Source organism: Streptomyces sp. HM190, from assembly GCF_009857135.1.
Taxonomy (GTDB): Bacteria; Actinomycetota; Actinomycetes; order Streptomycetales; family Streptomycetaceae; genus Streptomyces; species Streptomyces heilongjiangensis.
Map to the genome: position 1 here is coordinate 6,046,173 of NZ_CP047318.1, position 20,741 is coordinate 6,066,913.

A 20,741-nucleotide genomic window follows, 5' to 3' on the forward strand; every position below is an offset into this window, starting at 1 on the left:
ACCCGTCCGGGAGCCGCAGCACACCGAGGGCGCCCCCTGTTCGCAGGGGCGCCCTCGGTGCTGTCGTACGGCGTCGGCGGCGTCAGTCGCGGGCGCCGCCGCCCAGGTGGTGCACCCGGACCATGTTCGTGGTGCCCGGCACGCCGGGGGGCGAGCCGGCCGTGATGACGGCGATGTCGCCCTCGGTGAAGCGGTTCAGCTTGAGCATCTCGTGGTCGACCAGGTCCACCATCTCGTCGGTGCTGTTCACGAACGGCACCACGTGCGACTCCACGCCCCAGCTGAGCGCCAGCTGGTTCCGGGTCGACTCGTCGGTGGTGTACGCGATGATCGGCTGCGACGCGCGGTAGCGGGAGAGCCGGCGGGCGGTGTCACCGGACTGGGTGAAGGCCACCAGCGCCCGGCCGCCGAGGAAGTCGGCGATCTCGCAGGCCGCACGGGCGATCGAACCACCCTGCGTGCGCGGCTTCTTGCCCGGCACCAGCGGCTGGAGGCCCTTGGCGAGCAGCTCGTCCTCGGCCGCCGAGACGATCTTCGACATCGTGCGGACCGTCTCCAGCGGGTACGCGCCCACGCTGGACTCCGCCGACAGCATGACCGCGTCCGCGCCGTCCAGGATCGCGTTGGCGACGTCGGACGCCTCGGCGCGGGTCGGACGGGAGTTGGTGATCATCGACTCCATCATCTGGGTCGCCACGATCACCGGCTTGGCGTTGCGGCGGCACAGCTCGATGAGCCGCTTCTGCACCATGGGGACCTTCTCGAGCGGGTACTCGACGGCCAGGTCGCCACGGGCGACCATCACGCCGTCGAACGCCATCACGACGTCCTCCATGTTCTCGACCGCCTGCGGCTTCTCCACCTTGGCGATCACGGGGACCCGGCGGCCCACCTCGTCCATCACCTTGTGGACGTCCTGCACGTCGTCGGCGTCCCGCACGAAGGAGAGCGCCACCAGGTCGCAGCCCATCCGCAGCGCGAACCGGAGGTCCTCGACGTCCTTCTCGGACAGCGCCGGCACGTTCACCGCGGCGCCGGGCAGGTTGATGCCCTTGTGGTCCGAGATGACACCGCCCTCGACGACCTCCGTGCGCACCCGCGGGCCGTCCACCTCGATGACCCGCAGCTCGACGTTGCCGTCGTTGATGAGGACCTGGTCGCCGGCCGAGACATCGCCGGGCAGGCCCTTGTACGTCGTACCGCAGATGTGCTTGTCGCCCGGCACGTCCTCGGTGGTGATGGTGAACTCGTCACCGCGCACCAGCTCCACCGGTCCCTCGGCGAAGGTCTCCAGACGGATCTTGGGGCCCTGGAGGTCGGCGAGGACACCGATGGCCTTGCCGGTCTCGGCGCACGCGGCCCGGAGCCGGTCGTACCGGCCCTGGTGCTCGGCGTGGCTGCCGTGGCTGAAATTGAAGCGGGCCACATTCATGCCGGCTTCGATCAGGGCGACAAGCTGCTCGTGGGAGTCGACCGCGGGGCCGAGAGTACAGACGATTTTCGAACGGCGCATGGGACGATCCTATCGGTTTGTTTCGCTGCGGAATATTCCGTCTGGCGGAATGCACATGGGCGGCTATGCGCTCAATCGTGTTACCGGCGTGTATTTCCCGACTGCTTTGCTCATCTGTCGACCAGGGCGTACGTCTGTGCCGCGATCTCCAGTTCCTCGTCCGTCGGCACCACCGCGACGGCGACCCGGGCACCGGCCGGCGAGATCAGCCGCGCCTCGTCGCTCCGCACCGCGTTGAGGTCGGCGTCCACCGCCGGTCCCAGCGGTTCCAGGCCCGCGAGAGCGGCCTGACGCACCCGCGCCGCGTTCTCCCCGACGCCCGCGGTGAACGCGATCGCGTCCACCCGGCCGAGCACCGCGCAGTAGGCGCCGATGTACTTCTTCAGCCGGTGAATGTAGATGTCGAAGGCGAGCTCGGCCCGCTCGTCGCCCTCGTCGATACGCCGGCTTATTTCCCGCATGTCGTTGTCGCCGCACAGCCCGATCAGACCGCTCTTCTTGTTGAGGAGAGTGTCGATCTCATCCGTGGACATTCCGCCAACGCGCATCAAATGAAAGATGACGGCCGGGTCGATGTCTCCGGAGCGCGTACCCATCACGAGCCCCTCCAAAGGCGTCAGCCCCATGGAGGTGTCCACGCACCGCCCCGCGCGCACGGCCGACGCGGACGCCCCGTTGCCGAGGTGCAGCACGATCACGTTCACCTCTTCGGGCGCCTTGCCCAGCAGCGCCGCGGTGGCCCGCGAGACGTACGCGTGCGAGGTGCCGTGGAAGCCGTAGCGGCGCACCCGGTAGGCGTCGGCGGTCGCCACGTCGATCGCGTAGCGCGCCGCCGACTCCGGCATCGTCGTGTGGAACGCCGTGTCGAACACGGCGACCTGCGGCAGGTCCGGGCGCAGCGCGCGGGCCGTGCGGATGCCCATCAGGTTGGCCGGGTTGTGCAGCGGCGCCACCGGGATCAGCCGCTCGATCTCGGCGAGCACGGCGTCGTCGATGACCGTCGGCTCGGTGAAGCTCTGCCCGCCGTGCACCACGCGGTGCCCGATGGCCGCCAGTTCCGGGGAGTCGAGGCCGAGCCCGTCCCTGGCCAGCTCCTCGGCGACGGCCTTCAGGGCCGCCGCGTGGTCGGCGATCGCAACGGAGCGCTCCCGGCTCCCGCCCCCGTCGGTCAGCGGGGTGTGCTTCAGCCGGGAGCCCTGCTCGCCGATGCGCTCCACCAGGCCCACGGCCAGCCGGGTGCTGTCCCGCATGTCGAGGAGCTGGTACTTCACCGAGGAGGAACCGGAGTTGAGGACGAGGACGCGGGTGGCGGTCACGGTGGTGGTGTGCCTTCTGTCGTCGGTGCGGGTCACGGGGCCGCGGGGGTCTGGGCCTGGATGGCGGTGATGGCGACGGTCGTGACGATGTCCTGGACGAGGGCGCCCCGGGACAGGTCGTTGACCGGCTTGCGCAGGCCCTGCAGCACCGGCCCGACCGCGAGGGCGCCGGCCGAACGCTGCACCGCCTTGTAGGTGTTGTTGCCGGTGTTGAGGTCCGGGAAGATCAGCACGGTGGCCTGCCCGGCGACCTCGGAGCCCGGCAGCTTGGTCGCCGCGACGCTCGGCTCCACGGCGGCGTCGTACTGGATCGGCCCCTCGATCAGCAGGTCCGGCCGCCGGGCGCGGACGATCTCGGTGGCCTCGCGCACCTTGTCGACGTCGGCGCCCGAACCGGAGGTCCCCGTGGAGTACGACAGCATCGCGATCCGCGGCTCCACCCCGAACCGCTGTGCCGTCGCGGCGGACTGGACGGCGATGTCGGCCAACTGCTCGGCGTTCGGGTCCGGGTTCACCGCGCAGTCGCCGTAGACCAGCACCCTGTCGGCGAGGCACATGAAGAACACCGACGAGACGATGCCCGCGTCCGGCCTGGTCTTGATGATCTCGAAGGCGGGCCGGATGGTCGCGGCCGTGGAGTGCACCGACCCCGACACCATGCCGTCGGCGAGCCCCTCCTCGACCATCAGCGTGCCGAAGTAGTTCACATCGGACACCACGTCGTACGCCAGCTCGACACTGACGTTCTTGTGGGCGCGCAACTGCGCGTACTTCTCCGCGAAGGAGTCCCGCCACGCGGAGGTCGCCGGGTCCACCAGCATGCTGTCGCCGAGGTCGATGCCCAGGTCGGCGGCCTTCTTGCGGATCAGGTCGACGGGGCCGAGGAGGGTGAGGTCGCAGACCCCGCGCCGCAGCAGCACCTCCGCCGCGTGCAGCACCCGCTCCTCGGTGCCCTCGGGGAGGACGACCCGGCGCCGCTCGGCACGGGCCTGCTCCAGCAGCTTGTGCTCGAACATCATCGGGGTGATCCGGTCGCTGCTGGGCGCCGAGACTCGGGTGCGCAGCTCGGCCGTGTCGACGTACCGCTCGAAGAGGCCGAGCGCGGTCTCCGCCTTGCGCGGGGTGACCGCGCTCAACTTGCCCTCCATGGAGAACAGTTCGGAGGCGGTGAGGAAGGAGCCGCCCTCCACGGCGACCACCGGGGTGCCGGGCGCGAGCCGCGCCGCCAGTGTGAGTACCTCGTCGCTGGGCCGCTCGTTGAGGGTCAGCAGCACCCCCGCGATCGGCGGGGTGCCCGCGCTGTGGGCGGCCAGGGCGCCCACGACCAGGTCGGCGCGGTCCCCGGGGGTGACGACCAGGCAGCCGGGGGTGAGCGCGTTCAGGAAGTTCGGCAGCATCGCCCCGCCGAAGACGAAGTTCAGGGCGTCACGGGCGAGCCCCGAGTCGTCGCCGAGGAGGACCTTGCCGCCGAGCGCGTGGGTGATCTGCGCGACCGTCGGCGCGGACAGCGCGGGCTCGTCCGGGACGACGTAGCACGGCACGGGCAGCGGGTGCCGGGCGTCCGTGAGCCGTTCGGCTATCAGGTCCCGGTCGGCGGGCTCGACCCGGTTGACGACCATCGCGAGCACGTCGCAGCCGAGGCCCTCGTACGCGCGGTACGCGTTGTGCGTCTCGGCGACCACCGACTCGGCGGTCTGCTTGCGGCCCCCGACCACGGAGATCACCGACGCCCCGAACTCGTTCGCGAGACGGGCGTTGAGGGACAGCTCGTCCGGGAACTGGGTGTCCGCGAAGTCGGTGCCGAGGACGAGCACGACGTCGTAGTCCCGCGCCACCGCGTGGAACCGGTCGACGAGCGCCGCGACCAGCTCGGCCGTGCCGCGCTCGGCCTGGAGGGCGGACGCCTCGTGGTAGTCCATGCCGTACACGCCGGCCGGGTCCTGCGAGAGCCGGTACCGGGCGCGCAGCAGGTCGAAGAGCCGGTCCGGGCCGTGGTGCAGCAGCGGCCGGAACACCCCCACCCGGTCGGTCTGGCGGGTCAGGAGCTCCATGATCCCCAGCTCGACGACCTGGCGGCCGTCGCCGCGGTCGATCCCGGTCACGTACACGCTGCGCGTCACGTGGGCTCTCCGTTTCATGTCGGGTTCGGTTGCATGTCGGGCTCGGCGGGTGGTTCGGTGGTGCCGCGAGTGTCGCTCAAGGGGTTCTTCAGCGCCGTCGGGCAGTGTCTCCGTTGGGTGGGACGGGGGTGCAGAAAGCACCGCCGCGGCGGACGGAAACCCTCTTGACAATACCTCCGGGGGTGGATAAGGCGCCCATCAGGTCGGCAGGGTGGGGGAGGGGCTCCCGGGCGACCGGCGGCGGGTTTCGCGGGCGCGTCACCCCCTGCGAGGCGTGAAACAATCGGATCGGCTCACCAGTACCAGCACCCAGCAGGACGAGCAGGAGACACAGCACGATGCGCATCGGAGTTCTGACCGCAGGCGGCGACTGTCCTGGCCTGAACGCAGTGATCCGGTCGGTCGTGCACCGAGCGGTCGCCCACTACGGCGACGAGGTCATCGGCTTCGAGGACGGCTACGCCGGCCTGCTCGACGGCCGCTACCGCACCCTCGACCTGGAGGACGTCGGCGGCATCCTGGCCCGCGGAGGGACGATCCTGGGCTCCTCCCGCCTGCAGCGCGACCGCCTCCGCGAGGCGTGCGAGAACGCGCAGGACATGGCCCACCGGTTCGGTATCGACGTCCTCATCCCGATCGGCGGCGAGGGCACCCTCACCGCGGCGCGGATGCTCAGTGACGCCGGCCTGCCGGTCGTGGGCGTGCCGAAGACGATCGACAACGACATCTCGTCGACGGACCGCACCTTCGGCTTCGACACGGCGGTCGGGGTCGCCACGGAGGCGATGGACCGCCTGAAGACGACCGCCGAGTCCCACCAGCGGGTGATGGTCGTCGAGGTCATGGGCCGGCACGCGGGCTGGATCGCCCTGGAGTCCGGGATGGCCGCCGGTGCGCACGGCATCTGTCTGCCCGAGCGCGCGTTCGACCCGGCCGACCTGGTCAAGATGGTCGAGGAGCGCTTCGCGCGCGGCAAGAAGTTCGCCGTCATCTGCGTCGCCGAGGGCGCCCATCCCGCCGAGGGCTCGATGGACTACGGCCACGGCGAGATCGACCAGTTCGGCCACGAGCGCTTCCAGGGCATCGGCACCGCCCTCGCGTACGAGCTGGAGCGCCGCCTCGGCAAGGAGGCCAAGCCGGTCATCCTCGGGCATGTGCAGCGGGGCGGCACCCCGACCGCGTACGACAGGGTGCTCGCCACCCGCTTCGGCTGGCACGCGGTGGAGGCCGCGCACCGCGCCGAGTACGGCCGGATGACCGCGCTGCGCGGCACCGACGTGGTGATGGTGCCGCTCGCGGAGGCCGTGACCGAGCTGAAGACGGTCCCGAAGGACCGGATGGACGAGGCGGAGTCGGTCTTCTAGCCGCCCGGCCCGGCGGGGCGCGCGGGGCGGCGTCCGGTCCGCCGTGCGACGCGTGGCCGGGGGCGCGCGTCCCCCACGCACGGGTCGGGGACGCGCGGTCTAGTAGGCCGCCGCCCGGCGGACCAGTGACCAGAAGTGATCGGTGATCCGTTCGAGGTAGTCGCGGCCGGCGGCGCCCGCGTCGGTCGCCGCGGTGCCGTTGGCCCAGGTGGGACTGGCGCTCATCCTTCCCTGGTAGTCGAGGTGCATCTCCTGGAGGACGTCCTCCAGGAGGCGCCGGTCGAGGGACAGCAGCTTGGCGGTAGGCCGGACGTACGCCTGCCAGCGGGTGCCTACCGCGTCGTGGAGCAGCTCGGTGAGGCGTGCCTGCCGTCCGGTGACGACGACCAGCTCGGGGAGCGAGAGGTCGAGCAGCTCGGCGAGGGCGGTGGCCTGCCGTTCGCTGCCGCGCCACTCACCGGTCTCCTCCATGTGGAGGTAGGCGTTCAGGTCCATGCCGAGCGCGCGGGCCACGTCCTCGGGAGCGGTTCCCTGGGCCATGCGGTGCTCGCGCAAGGTCCGCGGCGCTGCTATGAGTTCACTCGGTGAGCACCACAACACGCCCGCGAGTGCGGTGAGTTCGGGGCTCGTCGGGGCCACCGTGCCGCGTTCCCAGGCGTGCACGAGGTCCGGGGTGACATAGGGGAGGCCGTACGCGGACCGCATGCCGTAGGCGACGTGCTCGGGTCCCATGCCGAGGGCGGCGCGGAGTCTGCGGGCGGCGGCGGCGTCGAACGGTGGGGTGGGGGCCTGGTGTTCCGGGGTCCCGTACGGGTCGGGGCCGGGGGCCGGGCCCGGTAGGGGATCGGGGCTCGGACGTGTGGGGCGACGGTGCGGGAGCTGGGGCTGCCGTTCACGGGCTGAGCGTCGGTGCACGCGCACACCGTAGGGGCGCGGGGCTGCGGTGACTACGGGCTGTTCGGCCACAATCACGGATGGTGCGAACCTCCGGGTTCTGTGATCCCTGTGGTTCGAGTGACTGGTGTGGGGCACGGCCGTACCGCCCGCTCCCCCGACCGGGTCAGCCCTTGACCGCGCCGCCCAGGGCGAAGCCACCGCCCGACCGGCGGGCCACGCAGGCGAGAGCACCGGGCGCGGTGACCGCGAGGGCCCCGGAGAGGCGGAGGGGAACGGCGGAGGGGGGTGCGGTGGGGCGCACGGGCACGACCCTCCTGCCGGCAGGCGCCTGCCGTTCTGATCACCCCCGGGCCGCGGTCGCCAGGGTGCTGCCGTGGCGCGCGGTCGGCGTGATCCGAACGACGGACCCTACGAGTTGTGCCCAGGATGGGTGCCCGGTGACGGTACGAGCAGTGGTCCAGTCAGGTCCATGTGTGTGCAGCGGCCCCGGCCGGGGCGTCCTACTCCTTGCGCACCCAGCGGTACACCAACTCCGGGCGCCCCACCTGCCCGTACTGCGGTTCGCGGCGTGCCCGGCCCGCGTCCACCAGGTGTTCGAGATAGCGGCGGGCCGTGATCCGGGAGATGCCCACGGCCTCGGCGACGCCGGCGGCCGTCAGACCCTCCGAGGCGTCCCGGAGGGCTACGGTGACCCGTTCCAGGGTGGGCGCGCTCAGGCCCTTCGGCAGGGCTGCCGGGCCCGGCGCGCGGAGGGTGGCCAGTGCCCGGTCCACCTCGTCCTGGCCGCTGGCCTCGCCCGCCGCCGCGTGGAACTCGGCGTAGCGCACCAGCCGGTCGCGGAGCGTCGCGAAGGTGAAGGGCTTGAGGACGTACTGGACGACCCCCAGGGAGACGCCCTCCCTGACGACCGTCAGGTCCCGTGCCGAGGTCACCGCTATGACGTCGGCGTGATGTCCGGCGGCGCGCAGCGAGCGCGCCAGCTGCAGACCGTGCACGTCGGGCAGGTGCAGGTCCAGGAGCAGCAGGTCCACCGGCATGCGCTCCAGGGCACGGCGGGCCTCCGCGCCCGTGTGGGCCTTGCCGACCGCCGTGAAGCCGGGGACGCGGCCGACGTACATCATGTGGGCGTCGGCGGCGACTGGGTCGTCCTCGACGACGAGGACTCTGATGGGATCCGCACCGGTCATACGTCGTCGCCTCCCGGCACGGCATCGGTCACGGCGGCCCGGGGGCCCCGGTCCCGGTGGCTCTGGTCGGTCCGGACCTGGAGGGGCCGGGTGACCGCGGCGGGGTCGGCCGCGTCCGCCCGGCCGGCCTCGGCCTCGGTCGCGCCCAGCGGCAGCCGGACCTCGAACTCCGCCCCGCCCCCGGGCGCCTCCGCCACGGTCAGGGTGCCCCCGTGGCGGCGCGCCGTCTGGCGGACGAGGGCCAGCCCGAGGCCCCGGCCGCCGGGACCGGACGGTTTCGTGGAGAAGCCGCGCTCGAAGACGGAGTCCCGGTACGCCGGGTCCACGCCCGCGCCCGTGTCGCTGACCCGCAGCACCAGCACCGGGCCCCGCGCCGGGTCGTCCGGCCCGCCGGCCGGCCCCCGTGCCCCGTCCGTGTACGCCGTCACCGTCACCCGTGCCCCCGTCGTCCCCTGCGCGGCGTCCACCGCGTTGTCGATGAGATTGCCCAGCACCGTCACCAGGTCCCGCGCCGGGAGGGACCGCGGGAGCAGACCGTCGTCGATGCGGCTGTCCTGCGACACCACCAGTTCCACGCCCCGCTCGTTCGCCTGTGCCGTCTTCCCCAGCAACAGCGCCGCGAGGACCGGCTCCGTCACAGCGGCCACCACCTGGTCGGTCAGCGCCTGCGCCAGCTCCAGCTCGGCGGTCGCGAAGTCGATCGCCTCGTCGGAGCGGCCCAGTTCGATGAGGGAGACGACCGTGTGGAGGCGGTTGGCCGCCTCGTGGGCCTGGGAGCGCAGGGCCTGCGTGAAGCCGCGTTCGGAGTTCAACTCACCCATGACGGACTGCAGTTCGGTCACGTCCCGCAGGGTGACCACGGTGCCCCGGCGCTGCCCGCCCGACACGGGCGAGGTGTTGACGACCAGGACCCGCTCGGCGGTCAGCAGGACCTCGTCCACCCGCGGCTCGGACGACAGCAGGACACCCGTCAGCGGCGCCGGCAGGCCCAGGTCCGCCACCGAGCGGCCGATCACGTCCTGCGTCACCCCCAGCAGTTCCCGCGCGCCGTCGTTGATGAGCGCCACCCGGTACTGGCCGTCCAGCATGAGCAGCCCCTCACGCACGGCGTGCAGCGCGGCCTGGTGGTAGTCGTGCATGTTGCTCAGCTCGGCGGCGTTCATGTTGTGCGTGTGGCGGCGCAGCCGGGCGTTGACGACGTACGTGCCGACACCGCCGAGGGCGAGCGCCCCGGCCGCCACCCCGAGCAGGGCCGTCACCTGCCCCTGGACCCGGTCGCTGATCGCCTGCACCTTGATCCCGGCGCTGACCAGGCCGATGACCCGCCCGTCCTCCTTTATCGGGGTGACCGCGCGCACGGACGGGCCGAGGGTGCCGGTGTAGGTCTCGGTGATGGTGCCGCCCTGCCGCGCCTGCTCGATGTGGCCGACGAAGCGCCGGCCGATCCGCTCGGGGACGGGGTGCGTCCAGCGGATGCCGTCCGGGGTCATGATCGTCACGAAGTCGACGCCCGCGTGCCGCTGCACCTCGGTGGCGTACGGCTGGAGCAGCGCGGTCGGATCGTCGGTGTGGATCGCGGCCCGCACCGAGGGCGCGTCGGCGACCGCGGCGGCGACGGCCAGGGCCTGGCGGCCCGCCGCGTCCTCCGCCTGGCTCCGGTCGCTGACGTACGTGAACAGCGCGCATCCCGCGACGACGACCGCGATCAGCACGGCCTGTACGGCGAACAGCTGACCGGCCAGGCTGCGGGGTCTGAGGAGGGACGCGACGCGCATGGCAACAGTCTGCACGGACGCGTCAGCGTGAACTAAATGAACGGAAGGGTGACCGCCCTCACAGAGCGGGAGATAGTCACCCCGTCGGACATGTCCAGCACATGAACGACACGGGGAGCACGACTCCCGTCCGGGACCCCACACCCGAGCCGCCGGGAGACCGGTTCCCCCACCCCCCGGGAGCCGCTCCCACCGGGAGCCCCGACTCCCGCCGTCAGGGAACCCGCAGGGTTCCCCTTCTGCCGGGGAACTCGCCGAGTTCCCCGCCAGGGAGCCCCCACTCCCGCCCCTGGGAGACCGTCTCCCGCACACCCCCGGACGTGAGCCGCACGCCGGACGACCAGCCGACGACGTCGTCGACGAGGAGGGCAGCCGTGGCCAGCACCACCCATACGGCACCTACCGCACCCGCCAAGCGGGACCGCACGCACTACCTGTACATCGCCGTGATCGTGGCCGTGGCCCTCGGCATCGCCGTGGGCCTGATCGCCCCCGACTTCGCGGTCGAGCTGAAGCCCATCGGCACCGGCTTCGTGAACCTGATCAAGATGATGATCTCGCCGATCATCTTCTGCACGATCGTGCTCGGTATCGGTTCCGTACGGAAGGCCGCCAAGGTCGGTGCGGTCGGCGGCATCGCACTGGTCTACTTCCTGATCATGTCGCTGGTCGCCCTCGGCATCGGTCTGGTCGTCGGCAACATCGTCGAGCCCGGCACGGGCCTCGCGGTCACCGACGCGATCAAGGAGACCGGCCAGGCGCAGGTCTCGCCGGAGGCCAAGGACACCACCGAGTTCCTGCTCGGCATCATCCCGACGACCATCGTCTCCGCGTTCACCGGCGGCGAGGTCCTGCAGACCCTGCTCGTCGCGCTCCTCGCGGGCTTCGCGCTCCAGGCCATGGGCAACGCCGGCCAGCCGATCCTGCGCGGCATCGAGCACATCCAGCGCCTCGTCTTCCGCATCCTCGCGATGGTGATGTGGGCCGCCCCGATCGGCGCGTTCGGCGCGATCGCGGCCGTGACCGGCTCGGCCGGCCTGGACGCCCTCAAGAGCCTCGCCGTGCTGATGATCGGCTTCTACATCACCTGCTTCCTGTTCGTCTTCATCGTGCTCGGCGCGCTGCTGAAGATCGTCGCGGGGCTGAACATCTTCACGTTCCTCAAGTACCTGGGCCGTGAGTTCCTGCTGATCCTGTCCACCTCCTCCTCCGAGTCCGCGCTGCCGCGCCTCATCGCGAAGATGGAGCACCTGGGTGTCAGCAAGCCCGTCGTCGGCATCACCGTCCCGACCGGCTACTCCTTCAACCTCGACGGCACCATGATCTACATGACCATGGCGTCCCTGTTCATCGCCGACGCCATGGGCACGCCGATGGCCATCGGCGAGCAGGTCGCGCTGCTGCTCTTCCTGCTGGTCGCCTCCAAGGGCGCGGCGGGTGTCACCGGTGCCGGTCTCGCCACCCTCGCGGGCGGTCTGCAGTCCCACAAGCCCGCGCTGGTGGACGGCGTCGGCCTCATCGTCGGCATCGACCGCTTCATGAGCGAGGCCCGCGCCCTCACGAACTTCGCGGGCAACGCGGTCGCCACGGTCCTGATCGGCACCTGGACCAAGGAGATCGACAAGGCCCGGGTCGACGAGGTGCTCGCCGGACGCGCGCCGTTCGACGAGGCGACGCTGCTGGACGACCACGGGGTGGCCGCGCCGGCTGAGGCGGAGCCCGAGGGGGAGAAGCAGCTCGCCAAGGCGTGAGCGCTCCCGCGGGGCGCCGGACGGGAACGCCGCGGTGCTGTGAGGCCGGCTCCCGACCGCAGGTCGAGTGCGGCTGGTTGCGCAGTGAGTGCCCCGCGCCCCCGGGGGGCCCGCGGCCCCAACCGCAGCCCCCTGTGAACCCCGTACGGCCGGGCCCTCCCCCCGTAGACCCGGCCGTACGGGCACCACCACCGCACAAGCAGGCCCCCTGCACCGAGCGGCCAGGTCCTCCCCCTGTGGACCTGGCCGCTCGGCTCTTCTCGTTCCTCTCTTTCCTCTCTTTCCTTGACGCCGGGGTCAAGGATTAGCGTCGGGTCATGCGCATCGGTGAGCTGGCGGCACGGGCCGGGACCACGACACGGACCTTGCGGTACTACGAGGCGCGCGGGCTGCTGCCCGCGCGACGGAGCGGCAACGGGTACCGGTCGTACGACGAGGGCGATCTGCGGCTGCTGCGGCAGATCCGCACGCTGCAGGACTTCGGGTTCGACCTGGAGGAGACGCGGCCGTTCGTGGAGTGCCTGCGGGCCGGGCACCCGGAGGGCGACTCGTGCCCGGCGTCGCTCGCGGTCTACCGGCGGAAGCTGGACGAGCTGGACGCGCTGATCGGCGAGCTGGCGGCCGTACGGGCCAAGGTCGGCGAGCAGTTGGCGAGGGCGGAGTGGGCGCGGGAGCGGCTGGCGGCCGAGGCGGAGGTTCCGGGCGGTCCGGAGCCGGAGTGCGAACTGGGAGGAGGCGGACTGTGATCAGGGCTGCCGGAGTGGCCGAGGTGACGGACGCGGATTTCGCGGCGGAGGTGATCGGGGCGGAGCTGCCGGTACTGGTGGAGTTCACCGCCGACTGGTGCCCGCCGTGCCGGCAGATGGGGCCGGTGCTGAGCGCCCTCGCGGCGGAGGAGGGGGAGCGGCTGAAGGTGGTGCAGCTGGACGTGGACACGAGCCCGGAGACCACCAACCACTACCGGGTGCTGTCCATGCCGACCTTCATGGTGTTCAAGGGCGGTGAGCCGGTGAAGGCGATGGTCGGGGCCCGGCCGAAGCGGCGGCTGCTCGAAGAACTCGCCGACGTACTCTGACACCGGCGAGACCGGGAGACCGGGGAGACCGCACGGAAAAGCCCCCGAGCAATTGTGCTCGGGGGCTTTTCTTGCGTATATTGAGCAATTCGCGACTTCAAGAATGAGGAGTCGCAAAGAAGTTCAGTGAGCACAGTATATGCGGGCGGGAGTGGAATTGTCAAACACCGGCTTTTCGCACGATGAATTGCGGCGTGAGCAGGAATTCATCGACGCGCTGTACCGGCGGGTCGACGCGCTGCGCGGTGAGACCGAGGCTTCCGTCACCGACGCGCTGGCGCAGAGCAGCACGCCCAGGCAGGCCCGCCTGGAGCGGGACATCCTGGTCGCCGAACGCTCGGGCCTGCTGGCCGCCCTGAACGCCGTCGACGGCTCCCTCTGCTTCGGACGGCTCGACCTCGCCGACGGCGGCCTCCACCACATCGGCCGGATCGGTCTGCGGGAGGACGACACCGAGCGCACCCCGATCCTCATCGACTGGCGGGCCGACGTCGCCCGCCCCTTCTACCTCGCCACCGGCCACACCCCGATGGGGCTGCGCCGCCGCCGGCACATCACCACCGAGGGCCGCCGGGTCACCGCCCTGCACGACGAGATCCTCGACCTCGGTGACGAGACCCGCACCGGGTACGAGGACCCCACCGGCGACGCCGTCCTGCTCGCCGCCCTCAACTCGGCCCGCACCGGCCGCATGGGCGACATCGTGCAGACCATCCAGGCCGAGCAGGACCGCATCATCCGAGCCCCGCACCAGGGCGTCCTGGTCGTCGAGGGCGGCCCCGGCACCGGCAAGACCGCCGTCGCCCTGCACCGCGCCGCGTACCTGCTGTACGAGCAGCGGGACCTCCTCGCCAGGCGTGCCGTCCTCATCGTCGGCCCCAACCCGGCCTTCCTCGGCTACATCGGCGAGGTGCTGCCCTCCCTCGGCGAGACGGGCGTCCTGCTGTCGACGGTCGGCGAGCTGTTCCCCGGTGTACGGGCCACCGCGACAGACACCCCGGACGCCGCCCGGGTCAAGGGCCGCGCCGACATGGCCGAGGTGCTCGCGGCCGTCGTACGGGACCGGCAGGCGCTGCCCGACCCGGTGATCGCCATCGAGCACGACCGGGAGGTCCTCATGCTCGACGACGACCTCGTCCGGGTCGCCCGCGCACGCACCCGCGAGGCGAAGCTGCCCCACAACGCGGCCCGCGAGCACTTCGAGGGCCACATCCTCAACACCCTCACCGACATGGTCGCCGAGCGCATCGGCACCGACCCCTACGACGGCTCCAACCTCCTCGACGCCAGCGACATCACCCAGATCCGCGACGAACTCGCGGAGAACCCCGAGGTGTGGGCCGCCATCGACCGGCTGTGGCCACGGATCACCCCCCGCCGTCTGATCGCCGACTTCCTCGCCGAGCCCGAGCGCTTCCTCCCCGAGGACGACGCCGACGCCGTCCGCCGCCCGGTCACCCGCGCCTGGACCGTCGCCGACGTGCCCCTCCTCGACGAGGCCGCCGAACTGCTCGGCGAGGACGACCGCTTCACGCGGGTCCGAGCCGAACGCGAGCGGGAGACCCGGATCGCGTACGCGCAGGGCGTGCTCGACGTGTCGTACGCGTCCCGCACCTACGAGTTCGAGGACAAGGAGGACAGTGACCCCGAGGGCTCCGAGGTGCTGTCCGCGCACGACATCATCGACGCCGAGCGGTTCGCCGAGCGGCACGAGGAGGAGGACCACCGCAGCGCCGCCGAACGGGCGGCCGCCGACCGGACCTGGGCGTTCGGGCACATCATCGTCGACGAGGCGCAGGAACTGTCGCCGATGGCCTGGCGGCTGCTGATGCGCCGCTCCCCGACCCGCTCGATGACCCTCGTCGGCGACCCCGCCCAGACGGCGGAGGCCGCGGGCGTCGGCTCCTGGGCCGACATCCTCGCGCCGTACGTCGAGGACCGCTGGAAGCACACCCGGCTCGGCGTCAACTACCGCACCCCCGCCGAGATCATGGACGTCGCGGCCGGCGTCGTCCGCGCCGAGCGGCCTGACTTCGAGCCGCCCAGCTCCGTGCGGTCCACGGGCGTACGGCCCTGGGCGCGCCGCGCCGCAACCCGGGACCTGCCCGCCGAGGTCGCCAAGGCCGCCGCCGAACTCACCCCCGCCGAGGGCCGGCTCGCGGTGATCGCGCCGCGCGCCCTGCACCGGTCGCTCGCGGCCCGCCTCGACGGCGTCACCGCCGGCGCGGAACCGGACCTCACCCGGGCCGTCGTCCTCCTCGACCCCCGGCAGGCCAAGGGGCTGGAGTTCGACTCGGTCCTCGTCGTGGAACCCGGGTGGTTCGACACCAGCGACCTGTACGTGGCGCTGACCCGGGCGACCCAGGCACTCGGCGTCGTCCACACGGAAGCCCTGCCGGGGGCCCTGCGGGAAACACTGGCGGCGGCCTGACCGGACGAACCGGGGGACGACGGGCGCGGGGCCCCGCCGGTGCGCCGCCGGCACCGCGCGAGGCGGGGCCCCGCGGCAGCCGGGCCGGGGCCCCCGAAAAATCGGGGGGCGCACTCGACCGGGCCCGCCCGCACCCAAGGGGGTGCTACCGGTAAGACCAGGTGGAGGCCACCGTCACCACATGTACATCGGGGATCACCAAGCCGTAACAGTTCGCTCCATCGTCACTGCTCGTGCAGGTGCCATGCGGTATGCGTGTCGCTCATGGAAACTCATCCGTTCGCGGCCGCTCCGGCCGGCAGTCCCACGCTCGACTCGCTGCCCGTGGAGCCGTTGCTGACCTCGGAGTTCGACACGGACCCGGGCAGCGTCTACGAGCGACTGCGGAGTACATACGGTCCCGTCGCTCCGGTCGGGCTGATGGGCGTTCCGGTGTGGCTGGTCCTCGACTACCGCGAGGTGCTCGAAGTCCTCCGCAACGACACCGTCTGGCGGCGCGACGTACGGCACTGGCGGGCGCGGGCGGAACGCCGACTGCCCAGGGACTGGCCGCTGCTCGCCGGGTACGAGGTGCGGCAGACCATGTTCCTCGACGACGAGGAGCACCGGGCCGCCCGGCTGACCCACCACTCGGCCATGCGGCCCTTCCAGGACGGACACAGCCCCGAGGGATGGGAACTGCGGGCCGCCGTCGCCAAGTACGCCGACGACCTCATCGCCCTGCTCGCCGCGGAGTCCGGCACGAGCGGCTTCGCCGACCTCGCGGCGCAGTACACACGGCCCCTGCTCCTCATGGTCACCACCAAGCTGTTCGGCTGCCCCGTCGAACTCGGCGACGAGATGGTCATGGACCTGTGGCGGATGCTCGACGGCGGGCCGGACGCCGGACCCGCCACCGAGCGCGCGCTGGGCGCGATGACCCGGCTCGCGGCGCACCGCCGGTCGCGGCCGGGGGAGGACCTGACGTCGTACATGCTGCTGTCCGACCCGTCGCTCTCCGACGAACAGCTCGGCCGTGAGCTGTTCATGAACGCGGTCTACCTCAACGACATCACCGGCAACATGGTCTGCAACACCCTGCTGGAGGTGCTGCGCGGCAACGCGACGGTCCGGCGGAGCGTGGCGACCGGGCAGCTCGGGGAGACCGTCAACCGGGCCGCGCTGGTGAACCCGCCGACCGCCAACCTGTGCTTCCGGTTCGCCGGGCGGGACGTACGGCTCGGGAACTTCTGGATCCGGGCCGGCGACATCGTGTCCCCGTCCGTCGCCGCCGCGCACCGGGACCTGCTCGCCATCGGCACCTCCCACCTCGTCGACTCCACGGTCAGCACACGGGCGCACCTCGCATGGGGAGCGGGGCCGCACCAGTGCCCCAGCGCCGCGCGCGAGCTGGCCGGGATGATCGTCACCACGGCGGTGGGCCGGATCTTCGAGCACTTCGCCCGCGCGGAACTCACGCTGCCGCCGGACCAGCTGCCGTGGCGCACCGGGCCGGTCGTGCGAGGGCTGCGGCTGCTGCCGGTCCGGTACGAACTGAGCGCGGGGGCGCCGGTCGCGGGCCGGGCCGGGGGGCCGGGCGCGAGCGCGGGCGTGGCTGCGGGTGCGGGGGACGACGGGGCCGCGCTCGCCGGTGTGGCGGCGGAGCCGTCCGGGCGGGGCGGGAGCGGGCTGCTGGGGGCGTTGCGGCGGATGATGTTCGGCGGGCGGAGGGGCGGGGGGTGAGCGCGGTACGGCTCGGGAGCGCGGTCGCACAGCCACCCGCACCCCCGAGCCGTGGCGAGCCCCTACGCCGGGCGCAGCCAGACCGTCGCCAGGGGCGGCAGGGTGAGACGGACGCTCGCCGCGCGGCCGTGCCACGGTGTCGGCTCCGCCTTCACCGGGTGCGGTGTCCTGACACCGCTCCCCCCGTACGACTCCGCGTCCGTGTTCAGGACCTCCCGCCACGCAGGGACGTCCTCCGGCACACCCAGCCGGTAGTCCCGGCGGACCACCGGGCTGAAGTGGGAGACGGCCAGCAGGGGCGTGCCGTCCGCGTCGAGACGCAGGAAGGCCAGGACGTTGTCGTCGGCCGCGTCACCCGCGATCCAGGAGAAACCGGCCGGGTCGGTGTCGCGCTGCCAGAGCGCGGGGGTGGCGCGGTACACGCCGTTGAGGTCGCGGACGAGGTCGCGCACCCCCCGGTGGTCCGCCTCGGCGCCGTACGCCGGGTCGAGCAGCCACCAGTCCGGGCCGTGCGCCTCCGACCACTCCGCGCCCTGGGCGAACTCCTGCCCCATGAACAGGAGCTGCTTGCCGGGGTGCGCCCACATGAAACCCAGGTACGCGCGGTGGTCGGCCCGCTGCTGCCACCAGTCGCCCGGCATCTTCGACACCAGGGAACGCTTCCCGTGCACGACCTCGTCGTGGGAGATCGGCAGGACGTAGTTCTCGCTGTACGCGTACACCATCGAGAACGTCATCTCGTGGTGGTGGTGCTTGCGGTGCACCGGCTCCTTCGCCATGTAGCCGAGCGAGTCGTGCATCCAGCCCATGTTCCACTTCAGACCGAAGCCGAGGCCGCCGAAGCCGCCGGGGCCGACGTGGTGGGTGGCGCGGGTGACGCCGTCCCACGCGGTGGACTCCTCCGCGATCGTCACGACCCCGGGCACCCTCCGGTACACGGTCGCGTTCATCTCCTGGAGGAAGGACACCGCGTCGAGGTTCTCCCGGCCCCCGTGCTCGTTCGGCGTCCACTGGCCCGGCTCACGCGAGTAGTCGAGGTAGAGCATGGAGGCGACGGCGTCCACGCGCAGCCCGTCGATGTGGTATTCCTCGCACCAGAACACGGCGTTCGCCACCAGGAAGTTGCGCACCTCGCGGCGGCCGTAGTCGAACTCCAGCGTCCCCCAGTCGGGGTGCGCGGCCCGCGCCGGGTCCTGGTGCTCGTACAGCGGACGCCCGTCGAACTCGGCCAGGGCCCAGTCGTCCCGCGGGAAGTGCGCCGGCACCCAGTCCATCAGCACCCCGATCCCCGCCCGGTGCAGCGAGTCGACCAGGTACTTGAAGTCGTCCGGGTCACCGAGGCGGGCCGTGGGCGCGTAGAACCCGGTGACCTGGTATCCCCAGGAGCCGCCGAAGGGGTGCTCGGCGACGGGCAGCAGCTCGACATGGGTGAACCCGAGGTCCTTCACGTACGCCGGGAGCTGCTCGGCGAGTTGGCGGTACGTGAGGCCGGGGCGCCACGACGGCAGGTGGACCTCGTACACGGAGAACGGCGCCTCGTGCACGGGCGTCTCGGCCCGCCGCGCCATCCACTCGGCGTCGCCCCACTCGTAGTGCGACGCGTGCACCACGGACGAGGTGTTCGGCGGGATCTCCGTACGGCGGGCCAGCGGGTCGGCGCGCAGCGTCCGCGTACCGTCCGGGCGGGTGATCTCGAACTTGTACAGTTCGCCCTCGCCGATCTCCGGCACGAACAGCTCCCACACCCCGGAGGAGCCCAGCGCGCGCATCGGGTAGCCGGTGCCGTCCCAGTAGTTGAAGGTCCCGGCCAGCCGTACGCCCCGCGCGTTCGGCGCCCACACCGTGAAGCGGGTGCCGGTCACGCCCTGGTGGGTCATCGGGCGGGCCCCGAGCGCCTGCCACAGCTCCTCGTGGCGGCCCTCGTTGACCAGGTGCAGATCCAGTTCCCCGACGGCCGGCAGGAAGCGGTACGCGTCCTCGGTCTCCTGGGTGCTCCCCTCGTACGCGATCAGCAGCCGGTACGCCTCCGGTACGTCCCGCAGCGGCAGCAGCCCCGAGAAGAACCCCTCGCCGTCGTCGTGCAGTTCGGCCCGCAGCGAGCCCGCCACGACGGTCACCCCCCGAGCGAACGGCCGGAACGCGCGGAACACCACGCCCTCGGCGACCGGATGCGCGCCCAGCACGGCGTGCGGCTCATGGTGGGTACCGGCCAGCAACCGCTCCCGGTCGGCCCCGTCCACGGCGGGGGAGAAGGCCGTCCGGACGGCGGCGGCCGGCTCGATGGGCTCCGCCCGCCCGGTGGGTTCGGACCTCTCGGACCTCTCGGACCTCTCGGCCTTCTCGGCCTTCTCGGCGTGGGAGCCCGGCCCGGCGATCGCCTGCGCCTGTGCCGGCACGGCCGGCTGCGCGGAGACGGAGGGCTCGTCGGGCGAGGCCGACGGAACCGGCTCGGCCACCGGCTGCGGGGGAACGGCCGACCGGGTCGGGGCACCCGACTGCGAGGGAACGGCAGGCTGGTCACCCGCGACGACCTTCTTCGCGGCGGACTTCTTGACCGCCGCCTTCTTGGCCCCGGCCGACGTGGTCACGGCCTTCTTCGCCACGGGTTTGTCTGCCGCGGCCTTCTTCGCCGCGGCCTTCTTCGTCACGGCCTTCTTCGCCGCGGCGGGTTCGGCCGCAGTCGTCTCGGTCACGGCCTTCTTCGCCACGGTCGTCTCTGCCACGGCGTTCTTCGCCGCGGCCTTCGTGGCTACGGCCTTCTTGGCCGCGGTCGTCTTCGCCGCGGTCGTCTTGGGTACGGCCTTCGTGGCTACGGCCTTCTTGGCCGCGGTTGTCTCCGCCGCGGTCGTCTTTGCCATGGCCTTCTTCGCGACCGCCTTCTTCGCGACCGCCTTCTTCGCGGCGGTCTTTTTTGCCGCGGCCTTCTTGGCGGTGGTCTTCGCGGCGGTGGTCTTCTTGGCCGTGGTCTTCGAAGTGGTCGTCTTGGAAGCCGTCGCCTTGGAAGCCATGGCCTCCGAAGCCGGAGACTCGGCGGCCGGAGGCTTCGGGGCCGAGGTCTCGGCGGTCGGGGTCTCGGGAGCCGTGCTCTTCGCTGTCGTGCTCTTCCTCGCCGGGACCTTCCTCGCCGGGGTCTTTCTGGCGGTGGTCTTCGTCGGCGCCGCTGTCTCGGCGGTGCCGGCGCCGGCGTCGGTCCTGATGCCCGGCGTTTCCCTCGGCGGGTTCTTCGTCGCCGCGCTCTTCCTGGCCTGGGCCTTCTTCGCTGCCGTCCTCCTCGCCGGTGTCCCGGGCGCCGTGGTCTCCTCGGCCGGGGCCGGGGCGTCCGGCTCCGCCGGCGTGGGGGGGACCGTCGTCCTCTGGGCCGGGACCTTCTTCGCGGTCTTCGCCGAGGGCGTCGCCGTCGTCTTCTTCGCAGTCTTCTTCGCCGTCGTCTTCGTGGCCGAGGTCTTCTTCGTGGCCGTCTTCCGGGCAGCCGTCTTCTTCACCGGGGCCGGCGCCTGAGCGGCGTCGCTGCCGGTGTTCTGCGTACTGTCGTCGGACGGCGGGCGGGGAGTCACAGGGACGGCCTCCTCGGCGGGTCGTGCAGGGTGGTG

15 protein-coding genes are annotated in these 20,741 nt (G+C 72.0%); 6 read left to right on the forward strand and 9 right to left on the reverse strand.

The features are described from left to right. Positions 1–82: 82 nt before the first annotated feature. The 3 genes from pyk to pta all read right to left on the reverse strand — a co-directional run bounded on the left by pyk (position 83) and on the right by pta (position 4,949). The gene (pyk, locus tag GSY65_RS26005; RefSeq protein WP_159773193.1) at positions 83–1,513 is read right to left on the reverse strand and encodes a pyruvate kinase; all 1,431 of its coding nucleotides are present in this window, start codon (positions 1,511–1,513) and stop codon (positions 83–85) included. Between the two features lie 110 nt (positions 1,514–1,623). Continuing rightward, complete coding sequence (locus tag GSY65_RS26010; RefSeq protein WP_159773195.1) at positions 1,624–2,829, reverse strand: acetate kinase; 1,206 nt, start codon at positions 2,827–2,829, stop codon at positions 1,624–1,626. 32 nt (positions 2,830–2,861) lie between these two features. Continuing rightward, positions 2,862–4,949 carry a phosphate acetyltransferase gene (gene pta, locus GSY65_RS26015; protein WP_159773197.1) on the reverse strand — a complete coding sequence of 696 codons (2,088 nt, stop codon included), beginning with the start codon at positions 4,947–4,949 and terminating at the stop codon, positions 2,862–2,864. 338 nt (positions 4,950–5,287) lie between these two features. Here pta and GSY65_RS26020 point away from each other — a divergent pair, with 338 nt between their 5' ends. Next, entirely contained in the window at positions 5,288–6,313 is a 1,026-nt protein-coding gene (locus GSY65_RS26020; RefSeq protein ID WP_159773199.1) for an ATP-dependent 6-phosphofructokinase, read from the forward strand. Positions 6,314–6,412: 99 nt separating this feature from the next. On the opposite strand, the gene GSY65_RS26025 is transcribed toward GSY65_RS26020, so the two are convergent. The 5 genes from GSY65_RS26025 to GSY65_RS26045 form a co-directional block, all read right to left on the reverse strand. Continuing rightward, complete coding sequence (locus tag GSY65_RS26025) at positions 6,413–7,228, reverse strand: helix-turn-helix domain-containing protein (protein WP_236580051.1); 816 nt, start codon at positions 7,226–7,228, stop codon at positions 6,413–6,415. A 145-nt stretch (positions 7,229–7,373) separates the two neighbouring features. Beyond that, positions 7,374–7,511 carry a hypothetical protein gene (locus GSY65_RS26030; protein ID WP_159773203.1) on the reverse strand — a complete coding sequence of 46 codons (138 nt, stop codon included), beginning with the start codon at positions 7,509–7,511 and terminating at the stop codon, positions 7,374–7,376. Between the two features lie 199 nt (positions 7,512–7,710). Further along, a complete protein-coding gene (locus GSY65_RS26035; protein WP_159773205.1) occupies positions 7,711–8,397 on the reverse strand; it encodes a response regulator in 687 nt (228 codons plus the stop codon). Continuing rightward, positions 8,394–10,172 carry a sensor histidine kinase gene (locus tag GSY65_RS26040; protein WP_159773207.1) on the reverse strand — a complete coding sequence of 593 codons (1,779 nt, stop codon included), beginning with the start codon at positions 10,170–10,172 and terminating at the stop codon, positions 8,394–8,396. The genes GSY65_RS26035 and GSY65_RS26040 overlap by 4 nt, the downstream gene beginning before the upstream one ends. A 214-nt stretch (positions 10,173–10,386) precedes the next feature. Continuing rightward, positions 10,387–10,560 carry a hypothetical protein gene (locus GSY65_RS26045; protein ID WP_159773209.1) on the reverse strand — a complete coding sequence of 58 codons (174 nt, stop codon included), beginning with the start codon at positions 10,558–10,560 and terminating at the stop codon, positions 10,387–10,389. Here GSY65_RS26045 and GSY65_RS26050 point away from each other — a divergent pair. The 5 genes from GSY65_RS26050 (at position 10,547) to GSY65_RS26070 (ending at position 17,151) form a co-directional block, all read left to right on the forward strand. Further along, positions 10,547–11,923: a cation:dicarboxylate symporter family transporter gene (locus tag GSY65_RS26050; protein WP_159773211.1), complete on the forward strand. Its 1,377-nt coding sequence runs from the start codon at positions 10,547–10,549 to the stop codon at positions 11,921–11,923. The genes GSY65_RS26045 and GSY65_RS26050 overlap by 14 nt on opposite strands. A 317-nt stretch (positions 11,924–12,240) precedes the next feature. Continuing rightward, the gene (locus tag GSY65_RS26055) at positions 12,241–12,669 is read left to right on the forward strand and encodes a MerR family transcriptional regulator (protein WP_159773213.1); all 429 of its coding nucleotides are present in this window, start codon (positions 12,241–12,243) and stop codon (positions 12,667–12,669) included. Next, on the forward strand, positions 12,666–12,998 hold the full coding sequence (locus GSY65_RS26060) for a thioredoxin family protein (RefSeq protein ID WP_272172083.1): 333 nt from the start codon (positions 12,666–12,668) through the stop codon (positions 12,996–12,998). Before GSY65_RS26055 ends, GSY65_RS26060 begins: the two co-directional genes overlap by 4 nt. 139 nt (positions 12,999–13,137) lie before the next feature. After that, positions 13,138–15,429 (forward strand): HelD family protein, encoded by a 2,292-nt coding sequence (locus GSY65_RS26065; protein ID WP_201452674.1) that lies wholly within the window; start codon positions 13,138–13,140, stop codon positions 15,427–15,429. A gap of 264 nt (positions 15,430–15,693) precedes the next feature. Beyond that, on the forward strand, positions 15,694–17,151 hold the full coding sequence (locus tag GSY65_RS26070; RefSeq protein ID WP_159773217.1) for a cytochrome: 1,458 nt from the start codon (positions 15,694–15,696) through the stop codon (positions 17,149–17,151). Between the two features lie 62 nt (positions 17,152–17,213). Here the strand turns inward: GSY65_RS26070 and glgB are convergent, their stop codons facing one another. Beyond that, complete coding sequence (glgB, locus tag GSY65_RS26075; protein WP_159776408.1) at positions 17,214–20,633, reverse strand: 1,4-alpha-glucan branching enzyme; 3,420 nt, start codon at positions 20,631–20,633, stop codon at positions 17,214–17,216. Positions 20,634–20,741: the final 108 nt, after the last annotated feature.

What these genes read in the sequence shown, in the direction of transcription:
- pyk (WP_159773193.1), bottom strand. Translation starts at nt 1,513, where the DNA reads ATGCGCCGTTCGAAAATCGTCTGTACTCTCGGCCCCGCGGTCGACTCC.
- GSY65_RS26020 (WP_159773199.1), top strand. Translation starts at nt 5,288, where the DNA reads ATGCGCATCGGAGTTCTGACCGCAGGCGGCGACTGTCCTGGCCTGAAC.
- GSY65_RS26035 (WP_159773205.1), bottom strand. Translation starts at nt 8,397, where the DNA reads ATGACCGGTGCGGATCCCATCAGAGTCCTCGTCGTCGAGGACGACCCA.
- GSY65_RS26040 (WP_159773207.1), bottom strand. Translation starts at nt 10,172, where the DNA reads ATGCGCGTCGCGTCCCTCCTCAGACCCCGCAGCCTGGCCGGTCAGCTG.
- GSY65_RS26055 (WP_159773213.1), top strand. Translation starts at nt 12,241, where the DNA reads ATGCGCATCGGTGAGCTGGCGGCACGGGCCGGGACCACGACACGGACC.
- GSY65_RS26065 (WP_201452674.1), top strand. Translation starts at nt 13,138, where the DNA reads ATGCGGGCGGGAGTGGAATTGTCAAACACCGGCTTTTCGCACGATGAA.
- GSY65_RS26070 (WP_159773217.1), top strand. Translation starts at nt 15,694, where the DNA reads ATGGAAACTCATCCGTTCGCGGCCGCTCCGGCCGGCAGTCCCACGCTC.